This window comes from Streptomyces sp. NPDC045470 (assembly GCF_040646595.1).
Lineage (GTDB): Bacteria > Actinomycetota > Actinomycetes > Streptomycetales > Streptomycetaceae > Streptomyces.
The window spans coordinates 78,541-102,765 of the sequence record NZ_JBEZAN010000023.1; the positions used below are offsets into that span (position 1 = coordinate 78,541).

Annotated in this window: 18 protein-coding genes; 7 read left to right on the forward strand and 11 right to left on the reverse strand. The window is 72.9% G+C overall.

The features are described 5' to 3' along the window. The first annotated feature begins 301 nt into the window (after window positions 1-301). Window positions 302-1,132: an alpha/beta hydrolase gene (locus AB0A97_RS36655; RefSeq protein ID WP_361158762.1), complete on the forward strand. Its 831-nt coding sequence runs from the start codon at window positions 302-304 to the stop codon at window positions 1,130-1,132. 41 nt (window positions 1,133-1,173) lie between these two features. On the opposite strand, the gene AB0A97_RS36660 is transcribed toward AB0A97_RS36655, so the two are convergent. Together AB0A97_RS36660 and AB0A97_RS36665 are read right to left on the reverse strand one after the other, a co-directional pair. Beyond that, window positions 1,174-1,542: a VOC family protein gene (locus AB0A97_RS36660; protein WP_361158765.1), complete on the reverse strand. Its 369-nt coding sequence runs from the start codon at window positions 1,540-1,542 to the stop codon at window positions 1,174-1,176. Window positions 1,543-1,639: 97 nt separating this feature from the next. Further along, window positions 1,640-2,401, reverse strand: coding sequence for a GntR family transcriptional regulator (locus AB0A97_RS36665; RefSeq protein WP_361158767.1), 762 nt, complete (start codon window positions 2,399-2,401; stop codon window positions 1,640-1,642). 219 nt (window positions 2,402-2,620) lie between these two features. On the opposite strand from AB0A97_RS36665, the gene AB0A97_RS36670 reads away from it, so the two are divergent. Continuing rightward, window positions 2,621-3,409: an aspartate/glutamate racemase family protein gene (locus AB0A97_RS36670; RefSeq protein ID WP_361158769.1), complete on the forward strand. Its 789-nt coding sequence runs from the start codon at window positions 2,621-2,623 to the stop codon at window positions 3,407-3,409. Between the two features lie 58 nt (window positions 3,410-3,467). Here the strand turns inward: AB0A97_RS36670 and AB0A97_RS36675 are convergent, their stop codons facing one another. After that, complete coding sequence (locus AB0A97_RS36675; protein WP_361158772.1) at window positions 3,468-4,355, reverse strand: RNA polymerase sigma-70 factor; 888 nt, start codon at window positions 4,353-4,355, stop codon at window positions 3,468-3,470. A 260-nt stretch (window positions 4,356-4,615) separates the two neighbouring features. On the opposite strand from AB0A97_RS36675, the gene AB0A97_RS36680 reads away from it, so the two are divergent. Together AB0A97_RS36680 and AB0A97_RS36685 are read left to right on the forward strand one after the other, a co-directional pair. Further along, on the forward strand, window positions 4,616-6,247 hold the full coding sequence (locus AB0A97_RS36680) for an alkaline phosphatase D family protein (RefSeq protein WP_361158775.1): 1,632 nt from the start codon (window positions 4,616-4,618) through the stop codon (window positions 6,245-6,247). A gap of 179 nt (window positions 6,248-6,426) precedes the next feature. Beyond that, the gene (locus AB0A97_RS36685; protein WP_361158777.1) at window positions 6,427-7,836 is read left to right on the forward strand and encodes a GNAT family N-acetyltransferase; all 1,410 of its coding nucleotides are present in this window, start codon (window positions 6,427-6,429) and stop codon (window positions 7,834-7,836) included. A 205-nt stretch (window positions 7,837-8,041) separates the two neighbouring features. Here AB0A97_RS36685 and AB0A97_RS36690 read toward each other — a convergent pair whose 3' ends face one another. Continuing rightward, the gene (locus tag AB0A97_RS36690; protein WP_361158779.1) at window positions 8,042-9,427 is read right to left on the reverse strand and encodes a carbohydrate-binding protein; all 1,386 of its coding nucleotides are present in this window, start codon (window positions 9,425-9,427) and stop codon (window positions 8,042-8,044) included. Between the two features lie 119 nt (window positions 9,428-9,546). Beyond that, on the reverse strand, window positions 9,547-10,569 hold the full coding sequence (locus AB0A97_RS36695) for a LysR family transcriptional regulator (protein ID WP_361158782.1): 1,023 nt from the start codon (window positions 10,567-10,569) through the stop codon (window positions 9,547-9,549). Window positions 10,570-10,763: 194 nt separating this feature from the next. On the opposite strand from AB0A97_RS36695, the gene AB0A97_RS36700 reads away from it, so the two are divergent. Next, complete coding sequence (locus AB0A97_RS36700; RefSeq protein WP_361158785.1) at window positions 10,764-12,458, forward strand: DUF885 domain-containing protein; 1,695 nt, start codon at window positions 10,764-10,766, stop codon at window positions 12,456-12,458. 74 nt (window positions 12,459-12,532) lie between these two features. Here the strand turns inward: AB0A97_RS36700 and AB0A97_RS36705 are convergent, their stop codons facing one another. Further along, entirely contained in the window at window positions 12,533-13,402 is an 870-nt protein-coding gene (locus tag AB0A97_RS36705; protein ID WP_361158787.1) for a methyltransferase domain-containing protein, read from the reverse strand. A gap of 121 nt (window positions 13,403-13,523) precedes the next feature. Here AB0A97_RS36705 and AB0A97_RS36710 point away from each other — a divergent pair, with 121 nt between their 5' ends. Further along, entirely contained in the window at window positions 13,524-13,970 is a 447-nt protein-coding gene (locus AB0A97_RS36710) for an Lrp/AsnC family transcriptional regulator (RefSeq protein ID WP_361158790.1), read from the forward strand. A 22-nt stretch (window positions 13,971-13,992) separates the two neighbouring features. Here AB0A97_RS36710 and AB0A97_RS36715 read toward each other — a convergent pair whose 3' ends face one another. The 3 genes from AB0A97_RS36715 to AB0A97_RS36725 all read right to left on the reverse strand — a co-directional run bounded on the left by AB0A97_RS36715 (window position 13,993) and on the right by AB0A97_RS36725 (window position 20,192). After that, the gene (locus AB0A97_RS36715; RefSeq protein ID WP_361158794.1) at window positions 13,993-17,328 is read right to left on the reverse strand and encodes an SMC family ATPase; all 3,336 of its coding nucleotides are present in this window, start codon (window positions 17,326-17,328) and stop codon (window positions 13,993-13,995) included. After that, a complete protein-coding gene (locus AB0A97_RS36720) occupies window positions 17,325-18,491 on the reverse strand; it encodes an exonuclease SbcCD subunit D (RefSeq protein ID WP_361158797.1) in 1,167 nt (388 codons plus the stop codon). Before AB0A97_RS36720 ends, AB0A97_RS36715 begins: the two co-directional genes overlap by 4 nt. 822 nt (window positions 18,492-19,313) lie before the next feature. Next, the gene (locus AB0A97_RS36725; RefSeq protein ID WP_361158800.1) at window positions 19,314-20,192 is read right to left on the reverse strand and encodes an LppX_LprAFG lipoprotein; all 879 of its coding nucleotides are present in this window, start codon (window positions 20,190-20,192) and stop codon (window positions 19,314-19,316) included. Window positions 20,193-20,503: 311 nt separating this feature from the next. Between AB0A97_RS36725 and AB0A97_RS36730 the strand changes: the two genes are divergently transcribed. Then, entirely contained in the window at window positions 20,504-21,799 is a 1,296-nt protein-coding gene (locus AB0A97_RS36730) for a hypothetical protein (protein WP_361158803.1), read from the forward strand. 197 nt (window positions 21,800-21,996) lie between these two features. On the opposite strand, the gene AB0A97_RS36735 is transcribed toward AB0A97_RS36730, so the two are convergent. Both AB0A97_RS36735 and AB0A97_RS36740 read right to left on the reverse strand, forming a co-directional pair. Then, complete coding sequence (locus tag AB0A97_RS36735) at window positions 21,997-23,964, reverse strand: ABC transporter ATP-binding protein (protein WP_361158805.1); 1,968 nt, start codon at window positions 23,962-23,964, stop codon at window positions 21,997-21,999. After that, window positions 23,961-24,095 carry a hypothetical protein gene (locus tag AB0A97_RS36740; protein WP_361158808.1) on the reverse strand — a complete coding sequence of 45 codons (135 nt, stop codon included), beginning with the start codon at window positions 24,093-24,095 and terminating at the stop codon, window positions 23,961-23,963. Before AB0A97_RS36740 ends, AB0A97_RS36735 begins: the two co-directional genes overlap by 4 nt. Between the last annotated feature and the right edge of the window lie 130 nt (window positions 24,096-24,225).

Consider the following 24,225-nt stretch of genomic DNA (forward strand, 5'->3'; position numbering starts at 1 on the left):
GGAGCACCATCAGCGAATACCGCTTCCGTGTTCGGCAGACCCGGCGTCACCGACGACAGCGACAACCGCCGCGTCCGCGCCCTCCTCACATACTCGGACAGGCCCTGACCCGCACCCCGGCAGTCCCTGACGAAATCCCGGCATGCCTTGACCGATGCTCGAAACGGAAGGCTCCGGCCCGGTCCCCGGCGTGACGCGGCGGCGTTGTCAGACCCCCCGGCTAGTGTGCTGACAGTTACCTCGGAGACCGGCCGAGCAGGCGTCACAGGGCCGGTCACGGGGCCGTACCGAGGAGAGCGCGATGAGCGAGGGGCAGGAGTCGGGCGCATATCCGTCGTCCGCCGGATATGCGCGGGTCAACGGCCTGGATCTCTACTACGAGGTCCATGGCACAGGACAGCCGCTGGTCCTGCTGCACGGCGGACTGCTCACCATCGACCTGACCTTCGGCGGCATACTCCCCGCGCTCGCCGCGACGCGGCAGGTCGTCGCCGTCGAGCTGCAAGGGCACGGGCACACCGGCGACATCGACCGGGATCCGACTCTCGCGTACCTGGCCGACGACGTGGTGGGACTGCTGGACCACCTCGGGATCGGCCGGGCGGACTTCTTCGGGTTCAGCCTCGGCGGCCTGACCGCGCTTCAGCTGGCACTCACCCGGCCCACGCGGGTGAACCGGCTGGTGCTCGCCTCCACCCACTACCGGCCCGACGGCTACCACCCGGAGATCCTCGACCCGCGGGCGCAGCCGGGCTCCCGGCGGATGCCCACCGAGAGCGACTTCCAGGAGATGTACGAGGCCTACGCGAAGGTCGCCCCCGACCCCGGCCGCTTCGAGGCGTTCGCCGAGAAGCTGCAACCGACGGTGCACGCCTTCGAGGGGTGGCCCGCCCGGACGCTGGCCGGCCTGGAAGCGCCCGTCCTCCTGCTGGTCGGGGACACCGACTTCGTCCGGCTGGAACACGCCGTCGAGATGCACGAGCTGATCCCCGGCGCACAGCTCGGAGTGCTCCCGGGGACGACCCACAGCAACCTGCCGCGGCGCGCCGACCTCGTCGTGCCGATGGTGCGGGCCTTCCTGACGCCGCAGGCCGACGCGTCGCCGACCGGCACGACGGAGGGAGCCCGGTGACCGATGAGCCCCTGCGCCGCTCCCGCTCCCCCGCTTCCCCCTCAGCCTCGTCCGGTGTCGATCACGCAGAAGCGGTTGCCTTCGGGGTCCGCCAGGACGACGAAGTCGGCGTCGTCCGGGTAGCGGTCCCAGTCGACCCGCCGGGCGCCCAGGGACACCAGACGCTCGACCTCGGCGGCCTGGGCGGCGGCGTCACCGGCGTACAGGTCCAGGTGGACCCGTGGATGCTCCTGCGCGGGTGTCTCGCTCCGGCCGATCGACACCTGGACACCGGTTCCTTCCGCCGGCTTCAGCACCACCCAGTCGTCTTCCGCCTCCTCGCGTGGCGCATACCCCAAGGCGTCCGCCCAGAAGGCGGCAGCACGCCGCACGTCCGAAGCACCCAGCACGACCGACCCGATCTTCAGCATGGACCGATTGTCGCGCAGCGGCGCTCCGGCGGCATGGACGCCGTGCGTCCTGACGCCGTGCGTCCTGACGCCGTGCGTCCTGACGCCGCCGTGCGTCCTAGCTCGCGAGGACGGTGACGCCCGCGTCGGTCACGTTGTCGCCGAAGGTGAGCCGGCAGGTGTCGGCGCGGTAGGTGGACAGGGCCACGGCCGCGGTGCGGCCGCCGGCGAAGTAGCGGGTGGTGACGACGAGGACGGGGGCGCCGGGCAACCGGTCCAGTTCCTTGGCGTCGTCCGCGCGGGCCGAGCCGAGTTCCACGGCCCGGTCCTGGCCCTCCAGTTCGAGCTGCTGGAGCTCGCGCAGGACGGTGCGGGCCCGCGCCGGAGCGTCCACGGCGGCGCCGGTGGCCGTTTCGGCTTCCGGTACGGAACGGGCGGGCACGTAGAGCTGCTCGGCGGCGACCGGCTGGCCGTGCGTGACGCGGCTGCGGTGGACGACGTGCACCTGCTCGCCGGGCGCCAGTTCAAGCTGGCGGGCCACGGCCGCGGGCACGTTCTGCGACTCGACGGCGTCGACGGGCTGCCAGTCGTCACCGGGCGCGCCCGGCCAGGTGTGGCGCGCGGGGTCGACGGCCACGCCCACCCGGGGCGGCGCGACGGTCGTGCCCACTCCGCGACGGCGCTGCAGCCGGCCTTCCAGTTCCAACTGTTCCAGTGCCTGCCGCAGTGTGGCGCGCGCGACGCCGAACCGTGCCGCCAGCTCGCGCTCGTTGGGCAGGATCTCACCGACCGAGAACTCCGAGTCCAGCGCCTCGCTGAGCACGGTCTTGAGGTGCCAGTACTTCGGCTCCGGCGCCGTTTCGAGCTGCGTGGTCCCCACCCTGTCCTCCGCCATGGCCGTCGTCCCGGCGGAGGTGGTCCCCGCCGGAGTGCGGGCCCGTGCCGAGCCCGTACGTGCGCCCGGATGTGAGCGCTTCTTTATTAAAGGTTGTTGCAGTATCCCTGTGACGATATGGCCGCCCCCACCCTTGGTCAAGACCAATCGACCGATCCGTTCACGGCCGGTGACCGGTGACCGCGATCGGTTAGCCTGCCGATCATGCTCGCGCTGCTGCACACCTCCTCCGTTCACGTCCCGGTCTTCGACGCGCTGCGCGACGAGAACTCCCCCGGTACGCCCCTCCGGCACCTCGTCCACCCGGATCTGCTGGACCGGGCCCGCGCGGGAGGGCCGGAGGCGGTCGGTACGGCGGTACGGGACGTGCTCGCGGCGGCCACCGGGGAAGGGGCCGCGGCGATCCTGTGCACGTGCTCGACCATCGGCGCGGTCGCCGAGGAGGCCGCGGCGGCCGTCGGTGTGCCCGTCCTGCGCGTGGACCGGCCGATGGCCGCCGCGGCCGTCGCGGCCGGAACGCGCGTCACCGTGCTCGCCACGGTGGAGAGCACCCTGCGGCCGACGGCGGACCTGATCGCCGAGGAGGCCGTACGCGCCGGCCGGGAGGTCACCGTCGTCACCCGGGTCGTGCCGGGCGCCTGGGACCTCTTCGAGGCGGGCGACCAGGAGGGGTACGACGATGCCGTCGCCACGGCCGTCCGTGCCGCGCGGCGCGAGGCGTTCCCGGGCGGCGGCGAGGCGCGTGCCGACGCGATCGTCCTCGCTCAGGCGTCGATGGCCCCGGCGGCGGAGCGGGCGGACGGGACGGCGATGGTCGATGTCGCGCTGGACGAGACCGCGCGGGACGGGGCTGCGGTGGACGAGGCCGTGGTGGACGACACCCCGGCGGGCGGTACCGGGACGGACGGTTCCCGGTCCACGTACGGAGTCGTCCTGTCGAGTCCGCGCCTCGGCCTGCGGGCAGCCGTACGGGAACTGACGGGCGGAAACTGACGGGAAGTGGGCAAGCTCCCCGGGCGGGGCCGGGCCGGATGCCGGGCAGCCGGGACGCTCACCCCGACCCGGCAAGCGACCCCAACTTGTCCGGGTTACGGACGATGTACACGGTCTGAATCCGACCGTCCACCACATCCACCTGGAAGACCGCATCGGGCTTGCCCCCGGAGAGCACCAGCAGCGCGACTCCACCATTCAGCTCCCGGAAGACGAACTCGGCCGACGGGATGCCGGCCCGGGCCGCGCCGAGCAGGAAGCGGCCGACCTTGTCGGCGGTCTCGATGACCCGCAGCGGCGCCTTGGCCTTGCCGCCGCTGTCGCCGACCAGCCGTACGTCCTCGGCCAGCAGACTCAGCAGCCCTTGCAGGTCGTCGCCCGCCGCTGCGGCGAGGAAGCGCTCGGTCAGGTCACGCTGGCGGACCGGGTCGACCTCGAAGCGCGGGCGGCGTTCCTCGACGTGCCGCCGGGCGCGGCCCGCGAGTTGGCGTACCGCCGCCTCACCGCGTTCCAGGACGGTGGCGATCTCCGCGTACGGGTAGCCGAACGCCTCGCGCAGCACGAACACCGCGCGCTCCAGCGGTGACAGCGACTCCAGCACCACCAGGACGGCGAAGGTGACGGACTCGGCGAGGACGGCGCGCTCGGCGGTGTCGGTGGCCGTGTCGCCGAAGTCGGTGGCCAGCGGCTCGGGCAGCCAGGGGCCCACGTACGCCTCGCGGCGCGCCTGGACCTGCCGCAGCCGGTCGATGGCCAGCCGGGTCGTGACGCGCACCAGGTAGGCACGCGGCTCTCGGACCTGTTGCCGGTCGGCGGACGACCAGCGCAGCCACGCCTCCTGCACCACGTCCTCGGCGTCGGCCACCCGGCCGAGCATCCGGTAGGCCACGCCCAGCAGTACGGGGCGGTGTTCCTGGAAGACGTCGGTCGCGGGGTCGGTTCGCACGCCTTCATCCCAGCGGGCCGGCCCGCCGTTGTCCAGCGGGCCTGCCGGGCGTCGTCCAGCGAGGACGTCCGTGACGTGGCCGGTTCGGGTGCGGTGTGCGGCACCGGACGGAAGAACCGGGCCCGGAGTGTCCGCCGTGGCGCCCGTCCCGCCGTACTCTGCAAGCCTCCTGGAGTTCACCGTCCGTTCGGCGGCGGGGCACCGGGTGCCGGTACGAACGGGAACGTCACCAAGATCGGTCGTATTACGGGAGGTTTCACATGGCGCAAGGACCCGGCAGAGCCGTCAACCGGCGGTCGGTGCTGCACGGTGCGGCGCTCGGCACCGCGGCACTCGCCCTTCCCGCCGCCGCGCACGCCGCGGGCGCGGGCGGTTCCGGAGCGGGCGCCGGGCCCCGTACGGGAGGGGCGCCGGCGCAGGCGCGTGCCGGGCGGCCGAGTGCTCCGTGGGGTGTGCAGGCCGGGGATGTGACAGCCTCTTCCGGGCTGGTGTGGGTACGCTCCGACCGGCCGGCCCGGATGCTCGTGCAGACGGCGGCGACCGAGTCGTTCCGCAACGCCCGTACCTGGCACGGCCCGGTGCTCGGCCCCGGTACGGACTTCACCGGCACCACCGCGCTGCACGGCCTGCCGTCCGGCGAGCAGATCCACTACCGGGTGCTGCTGGCCGACCCGTACGACTACCGGCGTACGGGCGAGCCGGTCACCGGCACGTTCCGTACCGCCTCCGACCGGCGTCGCGACGGGGTGCGTTTCACCTGGTCGGGCGATCTCGCCGGGCAGGGCTGGGGCATCAACCCGGAGCTGGGCGGCTACCGGATCTACGAGGAGATGCGCCGCCGCGATCCGGACTTCTTCCTGTGCAGCGGTGACAACATCTACGCCGACAGTCCGATCGAGGCCAGTGTGCGACTGCCCGATGGCAGGATCTGGCGCAATGTGACCACCGAGGAGAAATCGAAGGTCGCCGAGACGCTGGCGGAGTACCGCGGCGCCTTCCGCTACAACCTGCTGGACGCGCATCTGCGCCGCTTCAACGCACAGGTCCCCACCATCATCCAGTGGGACGACCACGAGGTGCGCAACAACTGGTACCCGGGCCAGATCCTGGACGACGCCCGGTACACGGAGAAGGACGTGGACGTGCTCGCGGCCCGGTCGCTGCGGGCGTTCCGGGAGTACTTCCCCATCCGTACGCTCCGGTCGGACCGGGGCGGGCGGGTCTACCGGGTGATCAACCACGGTCCGCTGCTGGACGTGTTCGTGCTGGACATGCGCACGTACCGGAACGCCAACTCCCCGAACCGGCAGACCGACGACCGGCAGGGCATCCTGGGCGCCGAGCAGCTGGCCTGGCTCAAGCGGGCGCTGTCGCGGTCCCGTGCCGTGTGGAAGGTGATCGCCTCCGACCTGCCGCTGGGACTCGTGGTGGCGGACGGCAGGACGGACTTCGAGGCAGTGGCGCAGGGCGACCCGGGCGCGCCGCTGGGCCGGGAGCTGCAGATCGCCGAGCTGCTGCGGCACATCAAGCACCACCGCGTCACCGGCACGGTGTGGCTGACCACCGACGTGCATTACACCTCCGCCCAGCACTACGACCCGTCGCGCGCCGCCTTCAAGGACTTCGCGCCGTTCTGGGAGTTCGTCTCGGGCCCGTTGAACGCGGGTGGCTTCCCGGCCGTGCCGCTGGACGGCACGTTCGGCCCCGCCCAGCCCTTCGTCAAGGCACCGCGGCGGGCGAACGTCTCCCCCGCCGAGAGTCCGCAGTACTTCGGCGAGGTGGACATCGACGGGGGCAGCGGCGAGCTGACCGTGCGGCTGCGCCAGGACAGCGGTCAGGTCCTGTTCAGCCGGTCGCTGCAACCGGGACGGGTGGGGCAGCCCGGACGGTAGGACGCTCCGGGCAGGCAGGAAGCGCCGGGCGGGTGGAAGGCGCCGTGCCGGGCAGCGCCGCGCCGGACGAGGTGGCCGGCGCGAACCGCGACCCGCCGCCTTTGCCGCGATTGCGTCCTTTACCCATCGGTCACAGAGCGTTCGCGATCAGGCAACACCCGTCGGCAACGCTGGTCTGCATGACTGACGCGACATCTGCCAAGAGCGCCCGCCGCCACCACTGGCGGCGGGACCTGGTCGAGCTGGCGGCCCTGTTCACCGCGGTGTCGGTGGCGGACGCCGTCGCCAACACCATCGTGCACGGCCCGTCGGGGCCGGTGCTGCTGTGCTGCTCGGCGGTCGTCCTGATCGCCACGGCCGGGTTCCACACCTGGTGGTCACGGCGCCACGAGCACGCTCCGCCGCCGACCGATACGGGCGCCGCAGCGCCCACCGCTCCGGCCGTTCCCGAAGGGGAGCCGCGGGAGACGGCGCTGTGGCGGATGCGTACAACCGTGCGGGACCGGCCGGGCAGCCTCGCCGCACTGTGCACGGCCCTGGCCCGGCACCGGGTGGACATCCTCAGCCTGCAGACACATCCGCTGTCGGACGGGACGGTGGACGAGTTCCTGCTGCGCGCCCCCGTACCACTGCCCGCCGCCGAACTGACCCGGACGGTCGCCGCGGCGGGCGGCTCCCGCACCTGGCTGGAGCGCGCGGACGCCCACGACCTGGTGGACGCCCCCACCCGGATGCTGGGGCTGGCCACCCGTACGGCACTGGACTCCGCCGAACTGCCGCTCGCGCTGCGCCAGTTGCTGGGCCGCTGCACCATCCGTTCGGTGCCCGCGGCAGCCCTGAAAGGGCGCCCGCCCGCCGGACAGGTGCCGGACGAGGGGATTCTCGAAGAGCACCGCATGCAGTTCCGTGACCCGTCCGGGGGAACTGTCACCATCGAACGCCCGCAGTTGCCCTTCACGCCCACCGAGTTCGCCCGGGTACGGGCGCTCGTCGAGCTGGACGCGCGGCTCGGGCAGCGGGTGCCGCCGCGCCGCGACGTGCTGACCTTGCCCGAGGGCAACGCCATCACGGTCCGCCGCGCCGACCCCTCGGACCTGGCCGCGGCCCGTGAGATGCACGACCGCTGCTCGGCCCGGACGCTGGCGATGCGCTACCACGGCCCGGTCGCCGACGCCGAGCGCTATCTGGACCACCTGCTCAGCCCCCGCTTCGGCCGCACCCTCGCGGTCGAGACGGCGTCCGGGCGGCTGGTGGCCCTCGGCCACCTGCTGTGGGACGGCGAGGAGACGGAGGTCGCACTGCTGGTGGAGGACGCGTGGCAGCGGCGCGGCATCGGCTCGGCTCTGCTGCGCCGGCTGGTCGGCATGGCGGCCGACGCCGGCTGCGCGAGCGTGTACGTGATCACGCAGGCGTCGAACACCGGCATGGTGGCGGCGATGCGGGGCCTGGGGCTGCCGCTGGACTACCAGGTCGAGGAAGGGACGCTGGTGATCAGCGCCCGCCCGCAGGGACTGCCTGCCCGGCGGGAGCCCGTACGGCCGGACGCGGCGGCCCGCGTCGTGCCGGGGCCCGGGCCGCAGGTGCCGTGACGGCGTGACCGCGCAGCGCCGGGGTGCGCGAAGGAATGTGGGGCCGGCCGGTACGCGAGCGCTCGTACCAGCCGGCCCCGGCGGTACGGAGACCGGTGCGGATCGGTGCCGTACCTCAGTGGCTCTGGGCCGTTCTGCCGGTGCTGTACTGCTCAGCCCGTCCCGCGGTCCTCAGCGGCTCGCCGAGGACCCGGCGTGCTGTCGCTCAGACCTGCTCCCACAGCGAGGGTGTGTTCGCGGGCTCCCAGCCGGGCTGCGCCTGGTGGCCCTGGAGGCAGCGGTAGGTGGTGCCGTCGTACGTGACCTGGGTGCCCGCCTCGTAGACGGTGCCGGAGGCCCAGGTGGTCTCACCCGGCTGGCCGGGGCCGGGGTTCTCGGAGCCACTCGTGGTGGTCTTCAGCGTGAGGCCGTAGCCCTGGAGCAGCGGGTTGATGGGCTGGTAGAAGGTGGTGCCGCCGGAGCGGCAGTTGCCGGACCCGCCGGAGGTGACGCCCTGCGCCTGGCTGCCGGAGATGAAGGAGCCGCCGGAGTCGCCCGGTTCGGCGCAGACCGAGGTCCTGGTCACGCCGCTGACGGTGCCCTGCGGGTAGGTGACGCTGGTGTTGTGCTGCTGGATCGTGCCGCAGTGCCAGCCGGTGGTGGAGCCGGAGCGGCAGATCGAGGCGCCGACCGCCGCCTGGGTGGAGCCGGCGACCCGTACGTTCTGGCCGCCCTGTCCCTTGACGTACGGCGTCGAGGTCCAGTTGCTGTTGGTGGCGACCCAGGCGGTGTCCCGGCCCGGGAAGGTGGACGCCTGGAAGCTGCCCTGGGCGGCCTGGTTGTATCCGGTGGTGGAGGTCCCGGCGCGGCCGCAGTGGCCGGCGGTGGCGAAGCCCTGCTGGGTGCCGCGGGTGATCGCGAAGCCGACGGAGCAGCGTCCGCCGCCCATGTAGTACGCGTCGCCGCCGCGGATGTCATAGAGGGCGCGCGGGCGTTCGGCGGTCGCGCCGACGCTGACGAGGCCGCGGTCGGCGCCACTGGCCGCGACGAACGACCGGGCGGCGGCCGGGTCGGCGGCGCGCAGTTGCACGGTGTTCGTCCGGACGTCGACGGCCCACGAGGACGCTTCGGGAGCGGCCCGGCGCGCCGACGCGCGGTCCAGTTCGTCCTTGGCGACTTCGAGTTGGGCGAGGGTGTGCGGTACGTGGACGGCGCGCGCACCCGCTGCCCGTACGGCGGCCAGGCGTGCGGCGTCGGTGGTGGCCACGGTGAGGGTGGCGGACTCGGTGCCGCTGACCCAGGCGCCGGCGAAGGAAGCGCCCAGCGCGTGGTGCAGGCGTCCGGCGACCGCGCCGGCTTCCGCCTCGTTGGCCAGGCGGCGTTCGGCCTGTGCCCGGTCGAGGCCGAGGTCGCGCTTCATCGCCTGGAACACGGCGTCGGACGTGGCGCCGACGGACAGGGTCTCGGCGGCCGAGCGGTGGGGGGCCTGCGGGGACGTCGAGTCCGCCCGTACGGTCTGGGCCGTCGCGGAGCCGGGCAGCGCGGTCAGCACGAGCGCGCCGACGGCGGCTATGACGGCACACGCGCTGGTTCGGGCGTGTCTGTGGCGCATGGGGGAGGTCTCCTCGGTCTCGGGGGGGGGTGGAGGTGCCGAAAACGTAGGTGCCGTGTGCCGGCCCGGAGAAGATGTCAGTTGTCCTTCTGCCAGGTGTTATGGATGGCGGGCGGGGCTCATGGGTAGTCGGTGGCCCGCGGCGGGCGTTCCGCGCCCCGCGGTGGGCCGGGGTCGGCCGCGTCCCGGTGATCGGCCGGTTCGCCGTGGTCGGCGAGCCACTGCGTGTAGCTGTCGCTGCGCGCGGCGGCGTCGGCGTGGGCGGCGCGCGCCTGGGCGACGACTTCGGCGGCGGAGTCGGCGGCGGCGGTGGCCGGGTGCCAGCCCACGAGGTGGCGCCAGGTCAGCGGCGTACCTGCCAGCGGTCTGGTCACCATGCCGGGGGTGGGGGGCAGCGTCGCGCGGCACAGGCCGGCGGCCCGGCCGACCTGGACGAGGTGGATGCAGGACGCGGTGTCGGTCTCGTAGACGCGGGTGGGGGTGAAGCCGGCGCGGGCGCAGGCGAGGGTGAAACAGTCCGCGAAGCAGCCGTCGCCCGGTACGTCCGCCCAGGCTTCCGCCGCCAGTTCCGCCAGGGCGATCTCCCGCCGGCCTGCCAGCGGGTGGCCCTCGGCGAGCATGACGAAGACCGGGTCCACCGCGACCTCCCGCCAGCGGAGCCGTTCGGGCTCGGGGGCCGGGCTCTCCCCGCACGCCCCGATCAGGGCGAAGTCCAGCCGTCCGGCGGTGACGGACGCGGCGATCTCGCGTTCGGACCAGGTGGTGAACGTGGTCACCGGTACGCCCGGACGGACCGTCGCGAGCCGGTCCACCAGGCCGCCGAGCAACGGGCCGTGGGTGCCGCCGAGCCGGAGGCCCGCCACGGCGCCGTCCGCGCTGGTGAACCGTACGGCCTCCTGCTGGAGCTCGCTGATCGCGGGCAGCACCACGCGGGCGCGTTCGAGCACGAACTCGCCCAAGGCGGTGGCCCGCACGCCGAAGCGCCCGCGCTCGAAGAGCCGGCCGCCCAGGGTGCGCTCGATGCGTTTGAGCTGGGCGCTCAGGGCGGGCTGGGCGAGGCCGAGCCGGGCGGCGGCCTTGGTCAGGCTGCCCGCGTCGGCAATAGTCCGGATCGTCTTTAAATGCCGCAATTCCAGGTCCATTCTGTGAGCTTGGTGCTCCGCTCCGGGCGGGAGCAAGACTCCGGTCCGGACCAATGACGGCCGCGTCAGCAGGCGCGGCGGCCGGTGCCGCGGCCCTCCGCTCCCGTTCGCCCTGCGCGGACGCGCCGCCCCGACAGGAACGTACGGCGTGCTGGTGATGACGTACCGGGGGCATCCGTACGAGGATGGGGCGCATGTCCCACACCACTGCTTCCGACCACGCGCCCCTGCCCCGCCAGGTCGCCGACGCCTACGTCGACGCCCTGGTCGACCTGGACCCCATCACCGGTACCTTCCTCGGCGTCCCGGAGAGTTCGAGCCGGCTGCCCGACTTCTCGCCCACCGGCCAGGAAGCCGTGGCCCAACTGGCCCGTACGACGCTGGACCGGCTCGCCGAGGCCGAGCGGCGGCCGGGCGGGGACAGCGAGATCGAACGACGCTGCGCCCGGCTGCTGCGGGAGCGGCTGACCGCGGAACTGGCGGTGCACGAGTCGGGCGAAGGGCTGCGCACGGTGAGCAACCTGCACACGCCGCTGCACTCCGCACGCGAAGTCCTGACGATCACGCCGGTCGAGACGGACGACGACTGGGCGGCGCTCGCCCAGCGGCTGCGGGCGATGCCCGCCGCGCTGGAGGGCTACCGCGCCTCGCTGGAGGCCGGCCTGCAGCGGAACCTCCCCGCCGGGCCGCGGCAAGTGGAGACCGTCATCGGCCAGTTGGACACGTGGATCGGTACGAACCGCAGCTGGTTCGCCGACCTGACCGAACCGGGCCCCGCGGCGCTGCGCGGCGAGCTGGACGCGGCGGCGGCGCTGGCGACCGGCGCGCTGGTGGAGCTGCGCGACTGGCTCCGCGACCGTTACGCACCTGCGGTCGCGGGCGCTCCGGACGTGGTGGGCCGCGAGCGCTACGCCCTCCTCGCCCGCTTCTTCAACGGCGCCGACCTGGACCTGGACGAGGCTTACACGTACGGCTGGTCGGAGTTCCACCGGCTGCACGCCGAGATGGTCAAGGAGGCCGAGAAGGTCCTGCCCGGCGCGAAGACCCCGTGGGAGGCGCTGTCCTGGCTGGACGAGAACGGTGAGGCCGTGGTGGGCGTCGAGGAGACCCGCCAGTGGCTCCAGGCGCTGATGGACCAGGCCATCGAGGCGCTGGACGGCACCCACTTCGACCTGGCGGAGCGGGTCAAGCACGTCGAGTCGCGGATCGCGCCGCCCGGCGGCGCCGCGGCCCCGTACTACACCGGTCCGTCACTGGACTTCTCCCGCCCCGGCCGCACCTGGCTGCCGACGATGGGCCAGACCCGCTTCCCGGCGTACGACCTGGTCTCGACCTGGTATCACGAAGGCGTGCCGGGCCATCACCTCCAACTGGCGCAGTGGGCGCACGTCGCCGAGGACCTCTCGCGCTACCAGACGACGGTGGGCATGGTCAGTGCCAACGCCGAGGGCTGGGCGCTGTACGCCGAGCGGCTGATGGACGAGCTGGGCTTCCTGACCAGCGCCGAACGCCGGCTCGGCTACCTGGACGCGCAGATGATGCGGGCGGTCCGCGTCATCATCGACATCGGTATGCACCTGGAGCTGGTCATTCCGGCGGACTCGCCGTTCCACCCGGGTGAGCGCTGGACGCCGGAGCTGGCCCACCGGTTCCTCGCCCGGCACTGCAGCCGTCCCGCGGACTTCGTCGAGAGCGAGATCATCCGTTACCAGGGCATGCCGGGCCAGGCCATCGGCTACAAGCTGGGCGAGCGTACGTGGCTCGCGGGGCGCGAGGCGGCGCGGCAGCGGCACGGCGCGGACTTCGACCTCAAGGCGTGGCACATGGCGGCGCTGTCGCAGGGTTCGCTGGGTCTGGACGATCTGCTGGCCGAGCTGTCGCGGATCTGAGGGGCCCGCCTTCGCGGGGGCCGCGGCTCACCGCTGCCCCCGCACTCGTCCGTACCGCGTTCCGCCGGCCCGGTTCATTCGCCGGCGGTAGGGACTTTGTCGGCGGTATGGATCTCGTACCGCCAGAAAGCGCGGTGCCGCCAGAATTCCACGGCCGACAGGGTGTTCACGGAATGCCGGCGCAGCCGCGCGGCCTGGAATCCCGCACCGGGCAGCGCTCCGAGCACGGCGAAGCACCGGAGCATCGGCCACATGCTGCGGGAGATGTCCTCCACACCGCGCACCGAGAATCCGGCTTCGGCGGTCAGGTGTTCCAGTGTGCCGTAGGTGAAGCGCTGGAACGACGGCATCGCGGCCCAGTCGTTGAGCTGCCGGAACACCTCGGCCGCCGGCGCCGGCATCCGGTCGGCGGCCTCCCGGGCGTACTCGAACATGACGAGCCGGCCGCCGGGTTTGAGCACCCGGTGGAACTGCGCCAGCACCGCCTCGGCGTCCGCCGCGTGCACCAGGGTCTCCATGGTGTAGACGGCGTCGAAGCTCTCGTCGGGGAAGTCCAGGGCCGCGTAGTCGCTGTGCGAGAAGGTGAGCAGGTGGTCGAGGCCGCGGCGGCGGGCCCGGCGCCGGGCCTGGACGACATGGGCGTCGAGCAGGTCCACGCCGTGGATCCGCAGCCCGAATCGGCCCGCCAGCCGGCCGGCCACGTCGCCCACGCCGCATCCGGCGTCGAGGACGCGCGCGCCCGCCGGCTGCGCGAGTGTCGCACCCATTCGGTCTTCCATACGGCGCAGCGCTTTCGACCAGGCCCACGGGGAATCCGTCTCGCGGTAGAAGCCGAAATGCTTGGTGCCGTTCAGAAAGAGACGGTATCCCAGCCGAGATCCCGGCTGACGGTAATATCGGATGACTTCGCGTACGTTGCTCGCATTGCTCACCTTCAGCACCATGCCAGCCCGGTCGCGACCGGTACATCGCTTCGGCGCCGGAACCCCCCTTCTGGGGTAGCGGAGGTGATGGTCACCGGCAAAAGCCTTGATCCGCCGGGGATTCCACTGCTAGACACCTCCCATGACCGGCTATTCCCCTGACGCCACCGACTGGCGCATCCTCGACGTCCTGCAGCGCAACGGCCGCGCGGGCTACGCCGAACTGGCCCGCGCCGTCAACATGTCCGCGAGCGCGGTGACCGAGCGGGTACGGCGGCTGGAGGAGGCCGGGGTGATATCCGGGTACGCCGCGGTGGTCGACCCGGCGGGCGTCGGGCTGTCGGTACTGGCCTTCGTCCGGCTGCGCTACCCGAACGGCAGCGACGCGCCCTTCCACGGCCTGCTGGAGAGCACGCCCGAGATTCTGGAGGCGCACCACGTCACGGGCGACGACTGCTTCGTCCTGAAGGTCGCCGCCCGTTCGATGAAACACCTGGAGGAGGTGTCGGGCCGGATCGGGGCGCTGGGCGCGGTGACGACCAGCGTCGTGTACTCCTCGCCGCTCCCCCGGCGCCCGGTCAGCGCCTGAGGGGGCGTGCGCCACCGTCCGGTCAGTCCGGCACCCGGTGGCGTATGGTTGAGCCCGCGCGGTCCTTGACGACCTCCAGTTGGGCCGGGATGCGCTGCCGGAGATCGGCGACATGGCTGACGATGCCGACGCTGCGGTCCCGTTCGCGCAGCGAGTCCAGGACGTCCAGCACCTCGTCCAGGGTCTGCTCGTCCAGGCTGCCGAACCCCTCGTCGATGAAGAGGGTGTCGAGGCGGGTGCCGCCCGCCTCGTCGGTGACGACATCGGCGAGCCCGAGTGCCAGGGCCAGCGACGCGAAGAACGTCTCGCCGCCGGAGAGGCTGGCGGTGTCCCGTTCGTGACCGGTCCAGGCGTCGATGACGTGCAGTCCCAGACCGGAGCGGCGCGCGCCGCCGGCCCGTTCGTCGGAGTGCACGAGTGTGTAGCGGCCGGAGGACATGCGGTGCAGGCGCGCGCTGGCGGCGGCCGCGACCTGTTCGAGGCGGGCGGCCAGTACGTAGGACTCCAGGCGCATCCGCCGTTCGTTCTCCGCCGACGTACCGGCGGCGAGGGCGGCGAGGCGGGCGATGCGCTCGTACTCGGTACGCAAGGGGGCCAGCCGGAGGGCGTCGGAGTGGGCCCGTGCGCCGAGGCGGTCGAGTTCGGCACAGCGTTCCTCCGCGGCGGCACAGACCGTACTGGCCGTACGCAGTCTGCGGCCGGCGTGTTCCAGTTCGGCGTGCGCCCGGCCCGGGTCCGCGGGCGGAAGGCCCGCCGCGGCGACCGCCTCGGGGTCGGCCAACTCGGCTTCCACGGCGGCCGTCTCGGCTTGGTGGCGATCGAGGCGCTGTTGCAGGGCGTTCCAGTCGGTGTCGCTCAGCAGCGCGGCCGACGCGTCCTGCGGGGTGTCGAATCCGGCACGGTAGGCGGCGTCGGACAGCCGGGCGCCGGTCTCCTTGAGGCGCTCGGCGCACGCCTCGGCCGTACGGGCCGCGGCTGCGGCCTCGGCCAGCAGCGCGACCTGCCGCTCCAGGCGGCGGGCCCGCTCGGCGACGCTGGCGAAACCGCCGCGCGCCTCTTCCAGCACGCTGTCGAGCGAGGCGAGTTCACGGTCGAGGGCTTCGCGGTGGGAGGTACGCGCGGCAGCGCGGCGCTCGGCCTCCTGCTGCTCGGTACGGCGACGCTCGTACTCCCGGTCGGCGAGCGCGGACGCTTCCCGGGCGGCATGCAGATCGGCTCCCGCGGCCCGCTCGCGCGCATAGGTCGCGCGCAACTCTTCTTCGGCGCGCGCGAGTTCGTCGACCGGAGCGTCCCCGGCGGTCGCCGCGGCGGCGGCCCGTTCCTCCTTCAGGGACTGCTGGGCGCGCTCGGCGTCCTGCCGCGCGGACTCGGCCTGCCGGTAGGCGCCCAGGGCCGCTTCCTCGGCCGTACGGTCCACGTGCCCGGCTCCGGTACGGGCCGGGGCAGGGTGCTCGGTGGCGCCGCACACGGCGCAGGCGGCGCCGTCCTCCAGCCCGGCGGCGAGTTCGGCCGCGATGCCGCGCAGGCGGCGGTCCTTGAGGTCGAGCCAGTGTTCGTGGGCCGCCGCCGCACGCTCCCGGGCGCGCAGTACGTCCTCGTCCGCGGCCCGCAGGCTGTCCGTGAGGTGGTCGCGCCGCCGCGCGGCTGCCAGCCGCTGGCGGGCCGGGTCGAGCTGCGCGTGCAGTTGTTCGGCGCGGGCCGCGGCTTCCTGGGCGGCCTCGATGCGCCGCTGGTTCTCCTGGTGCGCCGGCTCCCGGGCCGCGAGCCACGCGGCGGCGTCCACCAGCGTCTGCTCGTCGGCCCGCGCCTCCCGCTCGATCCCGGCCCGTTCCGCGGCGATCTCGGCGGCGCGGCTCTCGGCCCGGCGGGCCGCCGTCAGCGACCCGAGGTCCTGCCGCAGCTCGCGTTCCAGGGCGGCGAGCCGTTCGGCGTCCGCGTCGGCCAGGTCGGGCGGCAGTTGGGAGCGTCCGCGCCGCTCTTCGGCCTGCGCCGTCCCGTGCTCGCGCCAGGCCGCGTCGTGCAGCGCCAGGGCGGGGGCGACCTCGGAGGCCGCGCGGGCCCGCGCCAGCCGGTCCCGGGCCCGGTCCCGCTCACCGGACTGCGCGGCCAGCTCCGCCGCGCGCCGCTGGGCCTCGGCGTACCGGCGCTGGAGGCGGTCCCGCTCACGCTCCTCGTCCGCCCGCGCGCGGGCGGCGGCCTCCGCCGCCTCGGCGGAGCGTACGGCGAGCCGGGCGATGTCGTACCGCTCGCGCGCGTTGGCCCGCGCGACGGCCGCCCGTACCAGTACGGCTTCGGCGAAGCCCGGCTCGCCGGGGCTGGGCGCCTCGGCGGCCTGAGCGGTGGCGGTCCTACCGGAGTCCGGCCGCCCGTACTGTTCCGGTACGAGCACGGTGGCAGTCGCCGTATCCCGGGACGAGGCGGCCGTACCGGCAGCGCGCGCTGCCCGGCCCGTACCCCTGCCCGTGCCGCCACGGCGGCCCGGCGCCGGCTGCGCCGTTTCCGGTGCGCGTCCCGGCGCGGGGACCGAGGGATCGACGAGGTCGGCCGGCTCACCCGCCGCCTGGTCCATCCGGTGGACGAGCGCCAGCAGCCGGTCGTCCCCGGCGGCCACCTGGTCGGCTGCGGCCTTGCGGCGGGTGGCCAGCTGCTCTTCGAGGGCGGCGAACCGGCGGGTGTCGAAGAGCCGCCCCAACAGCCGGGCGCGGGCCTCGGCATCGGCGCGCAGGAAGCGCGCGAAGTCCCCCTGGGGCAGCAGGGCGACCTGGCAGAACTGCTCCTTGTTCATGCCGAGCAGCTGGCCGATCTCCTCGCCGATCTCCTGGTGGGACCGGCTCAGCGCCTTCCAGCGCCCGCCGTGGCCGGTGTCTGTGCCCGTCCCGCCGGTGCCGGAGGGGCTGCCCGCCCCGCCGCCGGTGTCTTCGGCCGTCCCGCCGGTGCCCGCGTCCGCGGCTGCCCCGTCGGCGCCGGCGTCCGATCCGCCGTCGCGGTCGCCGGTCACGTACTCGCGCAGCCGGCTCTGCGCCTTCTCGCGGGTCGTGCCGGTCCCGCGCTTCTTCGGGCGGGGCTGCTCCGGCAGCCGGGTGATCTCCAGCCGCCGTCCGCCGACGGTCAGTTCGAGGACCACCTCGGTCGGCGTCGACGGGTCGGCGAGGTCGCTGCGCAGCGCCTGGCCGTTCTGCCGCGTCCCCGGCACGGTCCCGTACAGGGCGAAGCAGACGGCGTCCAGAATGGAGGTCTTGCCCGCGCCGGTCGGCCCGTGGAGCAGGAAGAGACCGGCCCGCGCGAGCCGGTCGAAGTCGATGGTCTGGGTCCGCCCGAACGGCCCGAAGGCCGTGACCGACAGCCGGTGCAGCCTCACCCCGCCACCTCCCGCAGCACGTCGTCGGTGCGTACCTCGTCGAGAGCGGAGCGCAGTACGTCCCGCTCCTCGTCGTCCACGCCGCGCCCCGGCCGTACGTGGGCGACGAAGTCCTCGGCGATCTCCTGGTCGCTGCGGCCGCGCAGCCGCTGCGCGTACGAGGCGAGGGTGCGGGCGACCCCCTCGTCCGGCTCGAAGGCGAGGCTGAGGATGTGCGGGAAGCGGGCGGCGAGCCGGGCCATCGGTTCGTGCGGGCGGGCGGAGTCGGTCAGCGTCGCCTCCACCCACGCCTCCGCGTGGACCTCGTGCGCCGGGTCGGCCAGCAGGTCGTCCAGCTTGCCGCGGAGGCGGGCCAGCGGGCGGGGCACCGGGCAGTCCAGGCGCTCGGCGGTCACCGCGCCCGCGGCGTCCAGGTCGACCAGCCACATGGACTTGCGGTGCCGTTCCTCGGAGAAGGAGTAGGCGAGCGGGGAGCCGGAGTAGCGGACCCGGTCGGTGATCGTCTGGCAGCCGTGCAGATGCCCGAGAGCGGCGTAGTCGACGCCCTCGAAGACGGCGGCGGGCACCGACTCCACACCACCGACCGTGATGTCCCGCTCACTGTCGCTGGGCGCGCCGCCGGTGACGAAGGCGTGCGCGAGCACCACCGACCGGGTGCCGGCGGGGCGGGCCGCCAGGTCGTCGCGCACCCGGTCCATGGCGGCGCCCAGTACGTGTGCATGGTCGGCCCGCGCGGCGCCGAACTCGTCCTTGACCAGGGCCGGTTCCAGGTACGGCAGTCCGTACAGGGCGACCTCGCCGTACGCGTCGCGCAGCACGACCGGGGTGGCGCAGGCCGCCGGATCGGTCCGCAGGTGGATACCGGCCCGGTCCATCAGCCCGGAGCCGACACCCAGGCGGCGGGCGGAGTCGTGGTTGCCGGAGATCATGACGGTGGGCACGCCCAGGCCGGCGAGCCGGTGCAGGGCGTCGTCGAAGAGTTCCACGGCGGCCAGCGGCGGTACGGCGCGGTCGTAGACATCGCCCGCGACGAGGACCGCGTCGACCCGCCGGGTACGGACCGTCTCGACGAGATGATCGAGGAAGGCGCGCTGCGCGGTGAGCAGGTTCACTCGGTGGAACGAGCGGCCGAGGTGCCAGTCGGAGGTGTGCAGAAATCTCACAGCAGCGCTCCGGCCTGCATCGTTGTCCTTCCTCGGGCACCGGCTCGGCACCGGGTCGGTACGAGCCTGCATAGCAGCACGACCGACTCTAGTCTCTGCGGGCCCCTTGTCCCTCACTGGCCTCTGCGGGGGGGGGGCCGGGGCGGCGGGCTCGGTGGGGGGAACGTCGGCGGGCTCGTCAGCGGGGATCGTCGCCGGGCACGGCATCGCGCCGGCGCCGGGAACCGGAGGACGAAGCCCCGCGCTGACCCGTTCATGTCAGCCGCGCTCTCGCACCGGGCAGGGCAGGGGCAGGCAGTAACGCGCCAGGACGTCCGTGCGCCACCGTCCGCTGTTCCATTTCGGGCACGGGAGCAGGTTCGGCCTCTTCCATACGTCCGGGAGTCCACTGGCGCCGCACCGCTTCAGGGTTCTGCGCCGCCTCCGAGTGCTCCGGGCGCTGTGCGCGGCCTACCTGGTCACCGGGCGCTGCGAGGAGTCCCGCGAGTTCTCCGGCCTGCTGCGGGAGAGCGCGGAGCAGCGCGGGGAACCGGTGACGCTGCTGGGCGCCGCGTACGGGGAGGGCATCGTGCCGCACGTACGCGGCCTGCTGTCGGAAGGGACCCGTCCGGCGGGGGAACACGGCCTGCGGGACTGGAGGCGATGCTCGGCCCGCTCCACGAGCTTCTGCACTGAACCCGGGGCTCGTCCGGTGGCCACGCCGGGCAGCCGTGTCGGGCATCCGTGCCCGGCGGCTGAGTCCGGGAGCCCGCCGGAGCGCCTCCGGACGTGCCGAAGGCGCCGGTCCACCCACCGGCGCCTTCGGGGTACATCAGCGGGCCGTCAGGACTTCGCCGTTTGCTGCCCCTGCTTCGCCGCCTTGTCCGTGATGTCGACCGTGTCCTTCGCCGGGGGCGCGGTCACGTTCACGTCCGTACCGAAGTCGCTGAATTTCAGCGTGGTGCTGACACTGGTCCGCGCGCCACTGCTGCCCTGCGTGCCGCCCCGCGGCTTGACCTCGACCTTCTCCTGGCGGACCCGGCCCTGCGCGTCCAGCCAGATGTCGAGCGGCAGCCGGTCGCCGAGCTGCGCCCTGAGCTGCTTCGCCTGCTGGGCGTTGCCCTTGGCCAGCTCCGCCACGTCGACGGACACCTTGTAGTGCGTCGTGGCCGTACCGTCGACGGTCTCGGTGCCGACCTTCGTGACGTCCTTGTCACTGATGCCCTTGGTGTAGTTGAAGGAGGACGTCGGGTCCGCGTACTGCGAGCTGCCGCCGGACTGCTGCGTCAGCTTCTTCAGATCCACCTTCAGCCACGACTTGCCCTGCGGCAGCTGCTGCCGCTGAGCGGCGGGCGGCTGCTGGTAGAGGACGCCGTCCACCGTCCGCTGACGGATCTGCTGATCTCCGGTCCGCAGCACCATTTCGCTGCTGCCGTTGCCCAGGTCCACGACCCCGGACCCGCGGACCTCCGCGTTGTTGCCGCCACTCCGGGCCCGCGTGAGGAGCGTCATCCTGGCTGTCTTGGCGGCGGTGGTCTTCTGGTGCGCGGCCCGTACCGCCTGCGGCCCGTCCGCCGCCCCGCCCTGCGAGGCCGACGCTCCGCCCTGCTTCCCGGGGGCCTTGTCCGATGCCTGGTCGTTCCCTCCGCCGCAGCCGGTGACGAAGGTCAGGGACAGCGCCCCGGTTGCCGCCACCGCTAAGAGACGCGGACGTTTGCTCACTGTTCTCACTGAGACCTCCTGGTAGCAAACCCGTACAGGCCGACGTGCCGTTGCGGGTGCCCCGTGGTGCACGGATGAATCGCGGCGTTTTGCGGACCGCCGGATACCGGTTGCCGGCCATCCCCTCCTGTCGCGCCCCTCCGGTCGCGCCGAATGAGACGGCAGCGGCGAATCAAACGTTCCTTCCTGGCCCCTCACCGTCCGGAATCGAGCCAGCTCCGCATATGGCCTGAACAGCGTCGAACAAGCCTTCCGCAATTGACGCCACCACATGCCGCGGGCAGCCTTGCGCTCACCGCCACAGCGACGAGATGAGGACGCGAGTGACCGCCAACGGAAATGGCAAGTCCGCCGACGAACCGTATGTCATCACCGGCCGGGGGCAGGACGCCGCTCCCAAGAACGCCTTCTCCTTGTTCGCCGACGTCAACTACAACGTGGGAGGACCCCGCACCAAAATTCTCGTCATCCCGGCCAACGGCACGGCGAACAACTTCAGCGATTACGGGTTCGACCAGAGCGACGACGGAGTGAGCAGCGTCGTCAACAACACCGACCGGGACAACATCCTCTTCACCCGGACCAACCAGGGGGGCTCGCAGTTACCCGTCCCCGCCAACTCCTCGATCACCGACCTGACGCGGATTCCGCTGTCCGGAAGCCCCACCAGCACCTGGAACGATCAGGCCCAGTCCGCCCTGGCCTTCAACAAGCCGGTGCCGCTGCCGGTGTTCACCGCGCCGAAGCCCAGCGCGCAGTCCCAGGAGCGCCGCCAGGCGATCCAGGGCAACGCGGCCCCCGACGTCCAGCAGGTACTGCTCTACGAAGGGACCACGCTGCTGGGCACCTGCCCGGTCAAGGACAGCACGTGGGAGTACACCCCGGACACCGACTGGCCGCTCGGCCAGCACGACCTCGCCGCCATCGCGGTGCGCGACGACGTCCTGTCCGGCAAGGCACCACTGCGGTTCTACGTCGTCCTGCCGACTCCCGTCGTGGACATCCGGTCCCCCAAGGAAGGCGTCGAGGTGGACAGCGGCGCCACCGTCGACGGTGTCGCGTTCAACGCCGACACGGTGACGCTCACCGAGGGCGCCACCCAGCTCGGCACCGCCAAGGTGACCAGCAACCTGTGGAGTTTCGCCCGCGAGGGCGGCTGGTCGCTCGGACAGCACAGCGTGACGGCGAAGGCCGTACGCGGCAGCCAGGAATCCGCGCCGGAGACCGTGAATTTCACGGCGGCCAACAAAAACCTCACGGTGGAAAGCACCTTCAACTCTTCCTGGCAGGACTGGCAGACCCACAAGTACATCCACTCCTACGACGTCACCCTGTATGCCGGGGACACCGATGTGAAACACTGGCACGTCGGCTTCGGCCAGCTCCCGGACGGCTCGGTGCTGGCCCCGGAATTCGAAGCGAGTTTCTGGGGAATGGTCATCAGTGACGGCTCCGACGGAAACGTCGTCCTCGGTTCGCCTCCCGAGGGCGTCCACATCGTCCCGGCCAAGGGTCATCTGACCCTTCGCGTCCTGGTGCTCATCCCGACGCAGGACGAGGCGTACAAGAAGCTCTACGGCCTGTTCGCCAAGTCGCTGACCGAATAGCGGCCACCGCGTAGGCACAGCACGACAGGCACAGCGGGAACGGCAAGCACGGCAGGAACGTCAGGAACGGATGTCGCGGGGGCCCGGACGCGCGCGGCCCGGGGCCCCGCGATCACACACCTCGCGTACTTCGCGTACCTCGCGCCCCCGGCCGGCCGCGCCCGCCCCCGGGCCGTATCCGCTCCCGCCCGCGAGGCTCATCCCTTCTTCCCCGCGGCGCGGCTCCCGGACTCGGGTACGGCGCTCGCGTACTGGGCGGCCTGGATCTCGTAGAGAGAGCGGTAGTGGCCGCCGTCGAGGTCCATCAGCTGGGCATGGGTGCCCTGCTCGATGAGGCGGCCCTCGTCGAGCACGTAGATGAGGTCGGCGGTCGCGGTGGCGGCGAGCCGGTGGGTGATCAGCAGGACGGTGGTGCCGTCGTCGGTGAGGGCGCGCAGGGCCTGGAACGCCTCGACCTCGGCTCTGGGGTCGAGCGCGGACGTCGGCTCGTCCACGACCAGCAGCGGGGCTTCACGGTAGTGGGCACGCGCGGTGCCGATGCGCTGCCACTGCCCGCCGGAGAGCTGGGTGCCGCGCTCGAAGCCCTTGACGACCAGGCTGTCCCAGCCGTGCGGCAGGGAGGTGACGACGTCGGTCGCGTCCGCGCCGTCGGCCGCCCGCTCGACGCGCCACTGTTCGAGCCGCTGGTCGCTGCGCCCGATGTGGATGTTGGCGCGGGCGGTCATCGGCCAGTGCGGGAAGTCCTGGGCCAGCAGCGCCACCTGACCGAAGACCGCCGCACGATCGGCGTCGCGGGTGTCGGTGCCGTTCCAGAGCAGACGTCCGTCGCTGGGCAGGTACAGGCCCGCCACCAGTTTCGCCAGGGTGGACTTGCCCGAACCGTTCGCCCCGACCAGCGCCACGACCGTGCCGTGGGGAATCGTCAGGTCCACCTTGTCCAGGGCGGGTGAGGTGGCGCCGGGGTAGGTGAACGACACGTTCTCCAGGCGGACTTCCTCCAGCGGCCCGGTCAGCGGAACGCCCCCGCCGGGAATGGCGTGCCGCTTGGCGGTGCGGCACGCGTCCTCCCAGTCCTTGAGGTACATGGCCTCCTCGTAGAGGCGGTTGAACTGCATGACCAGGGACATCAGGCCGGCGCTGGACGTCCGTACGGCGATCACGGCGGTACCGGCCACGGCCAGCGGCATGCCGCCGCCGGTCAGCAGCAGCCACAGCACGCCGTAGGCGCCCAGGGACGCCAGGCCCGAGGCCGCCGAGGCGACGGTCTGGGTGCCGGCCTCGGCACGGGCCAGCCGCTGCTGCTCACGCTCCACCGTCCTCGACATGTCCGCGTACGCGTCCACCAGCAGCCGCCCCGCGCCGTGCACCCGGATCTCCGCGGCGCACGCCTGGTCGGTGAGCTTCTGGGTGATGACGGAGATGGCGCGGCGGTGCTCGATCCAGGTGTGCCGGGACTCGTACTGGCGGCGGGCCGAGAGCACGGCCCCCCACCCCTTCGGGGCGGCCACCAGGAACAGCATCAGGACGAGCAGCGGGTGCAGCATGAGCAGCACACCGGCCGCGGCGAGCAGGCCGGTCAGCGCGTTGAGGACCAGGATCGAGGAACCGAGCATCATCCGGATGGAGTCGGTGCCGAACCGGCCCGCGTCGAGCGTGCGGTGGACCTGCTGGTCCTCCAGGGCGGCGAGTTCGACGTGGATCACGCCGTGGTAGAAGCGGGCCGTGCAGACGCGCTCGATCTTGGGCTCCAGTTGCCCGGACGCCGCCGTGGACACCGCCGCCAGGAGCGTCGAGAGCACCGCGACGGCAGCCACCGCCACCAGGGCCGGCAGCGCCTGGCGCAGCCGCTCGGGCGTGGGCCCGGCCGCGAACAGCGCCACGAGCGCCTGGTTGGTGGCCACCAAGGTGAAGGCCCGCAGGACACCTTGGCCGACCTCGGCGCCGAGCAGCACTGTCAGCGCGACGCGGTCCTCACGCCAGGCCGCCTTGGCGACGGCGCTCATCATGGCGGGGAACTGGCGGGCCATCGACCACAGCCCCATCCGCAGGATCGGCATCTCGTGCCGCGTGAACGACAGGTCGTAGCGCAGCGCACCGCCGAACAGCACCCGCTCGCTCTCGGAGACGGGCAGCCGGGTCCGGGGCCGGACGCCGCGGCCTTTCACCGTGTCTCCGGCCACGCGGCATACGCGGTGCGGCTGCGGGGGACGCGGGCGGTACGGGTACGCGGGCGGGCCTGCGCGGGGCGGGCCGGGGCTCCGGCTGGTCCGGTCGTCACCGTCACGGTGTCCCTCATGGCTTCTCCTCCGGCTTGTGTCGTCGTGCCTCGTGCTATGCCCCGTCCTGACCGCCCCGGCACGCCCGGTGCCCGATCCGGTCGGACCCCGTGGTCACCCCCGCCGCACGGGCCGCTACCGCCGCCCCCG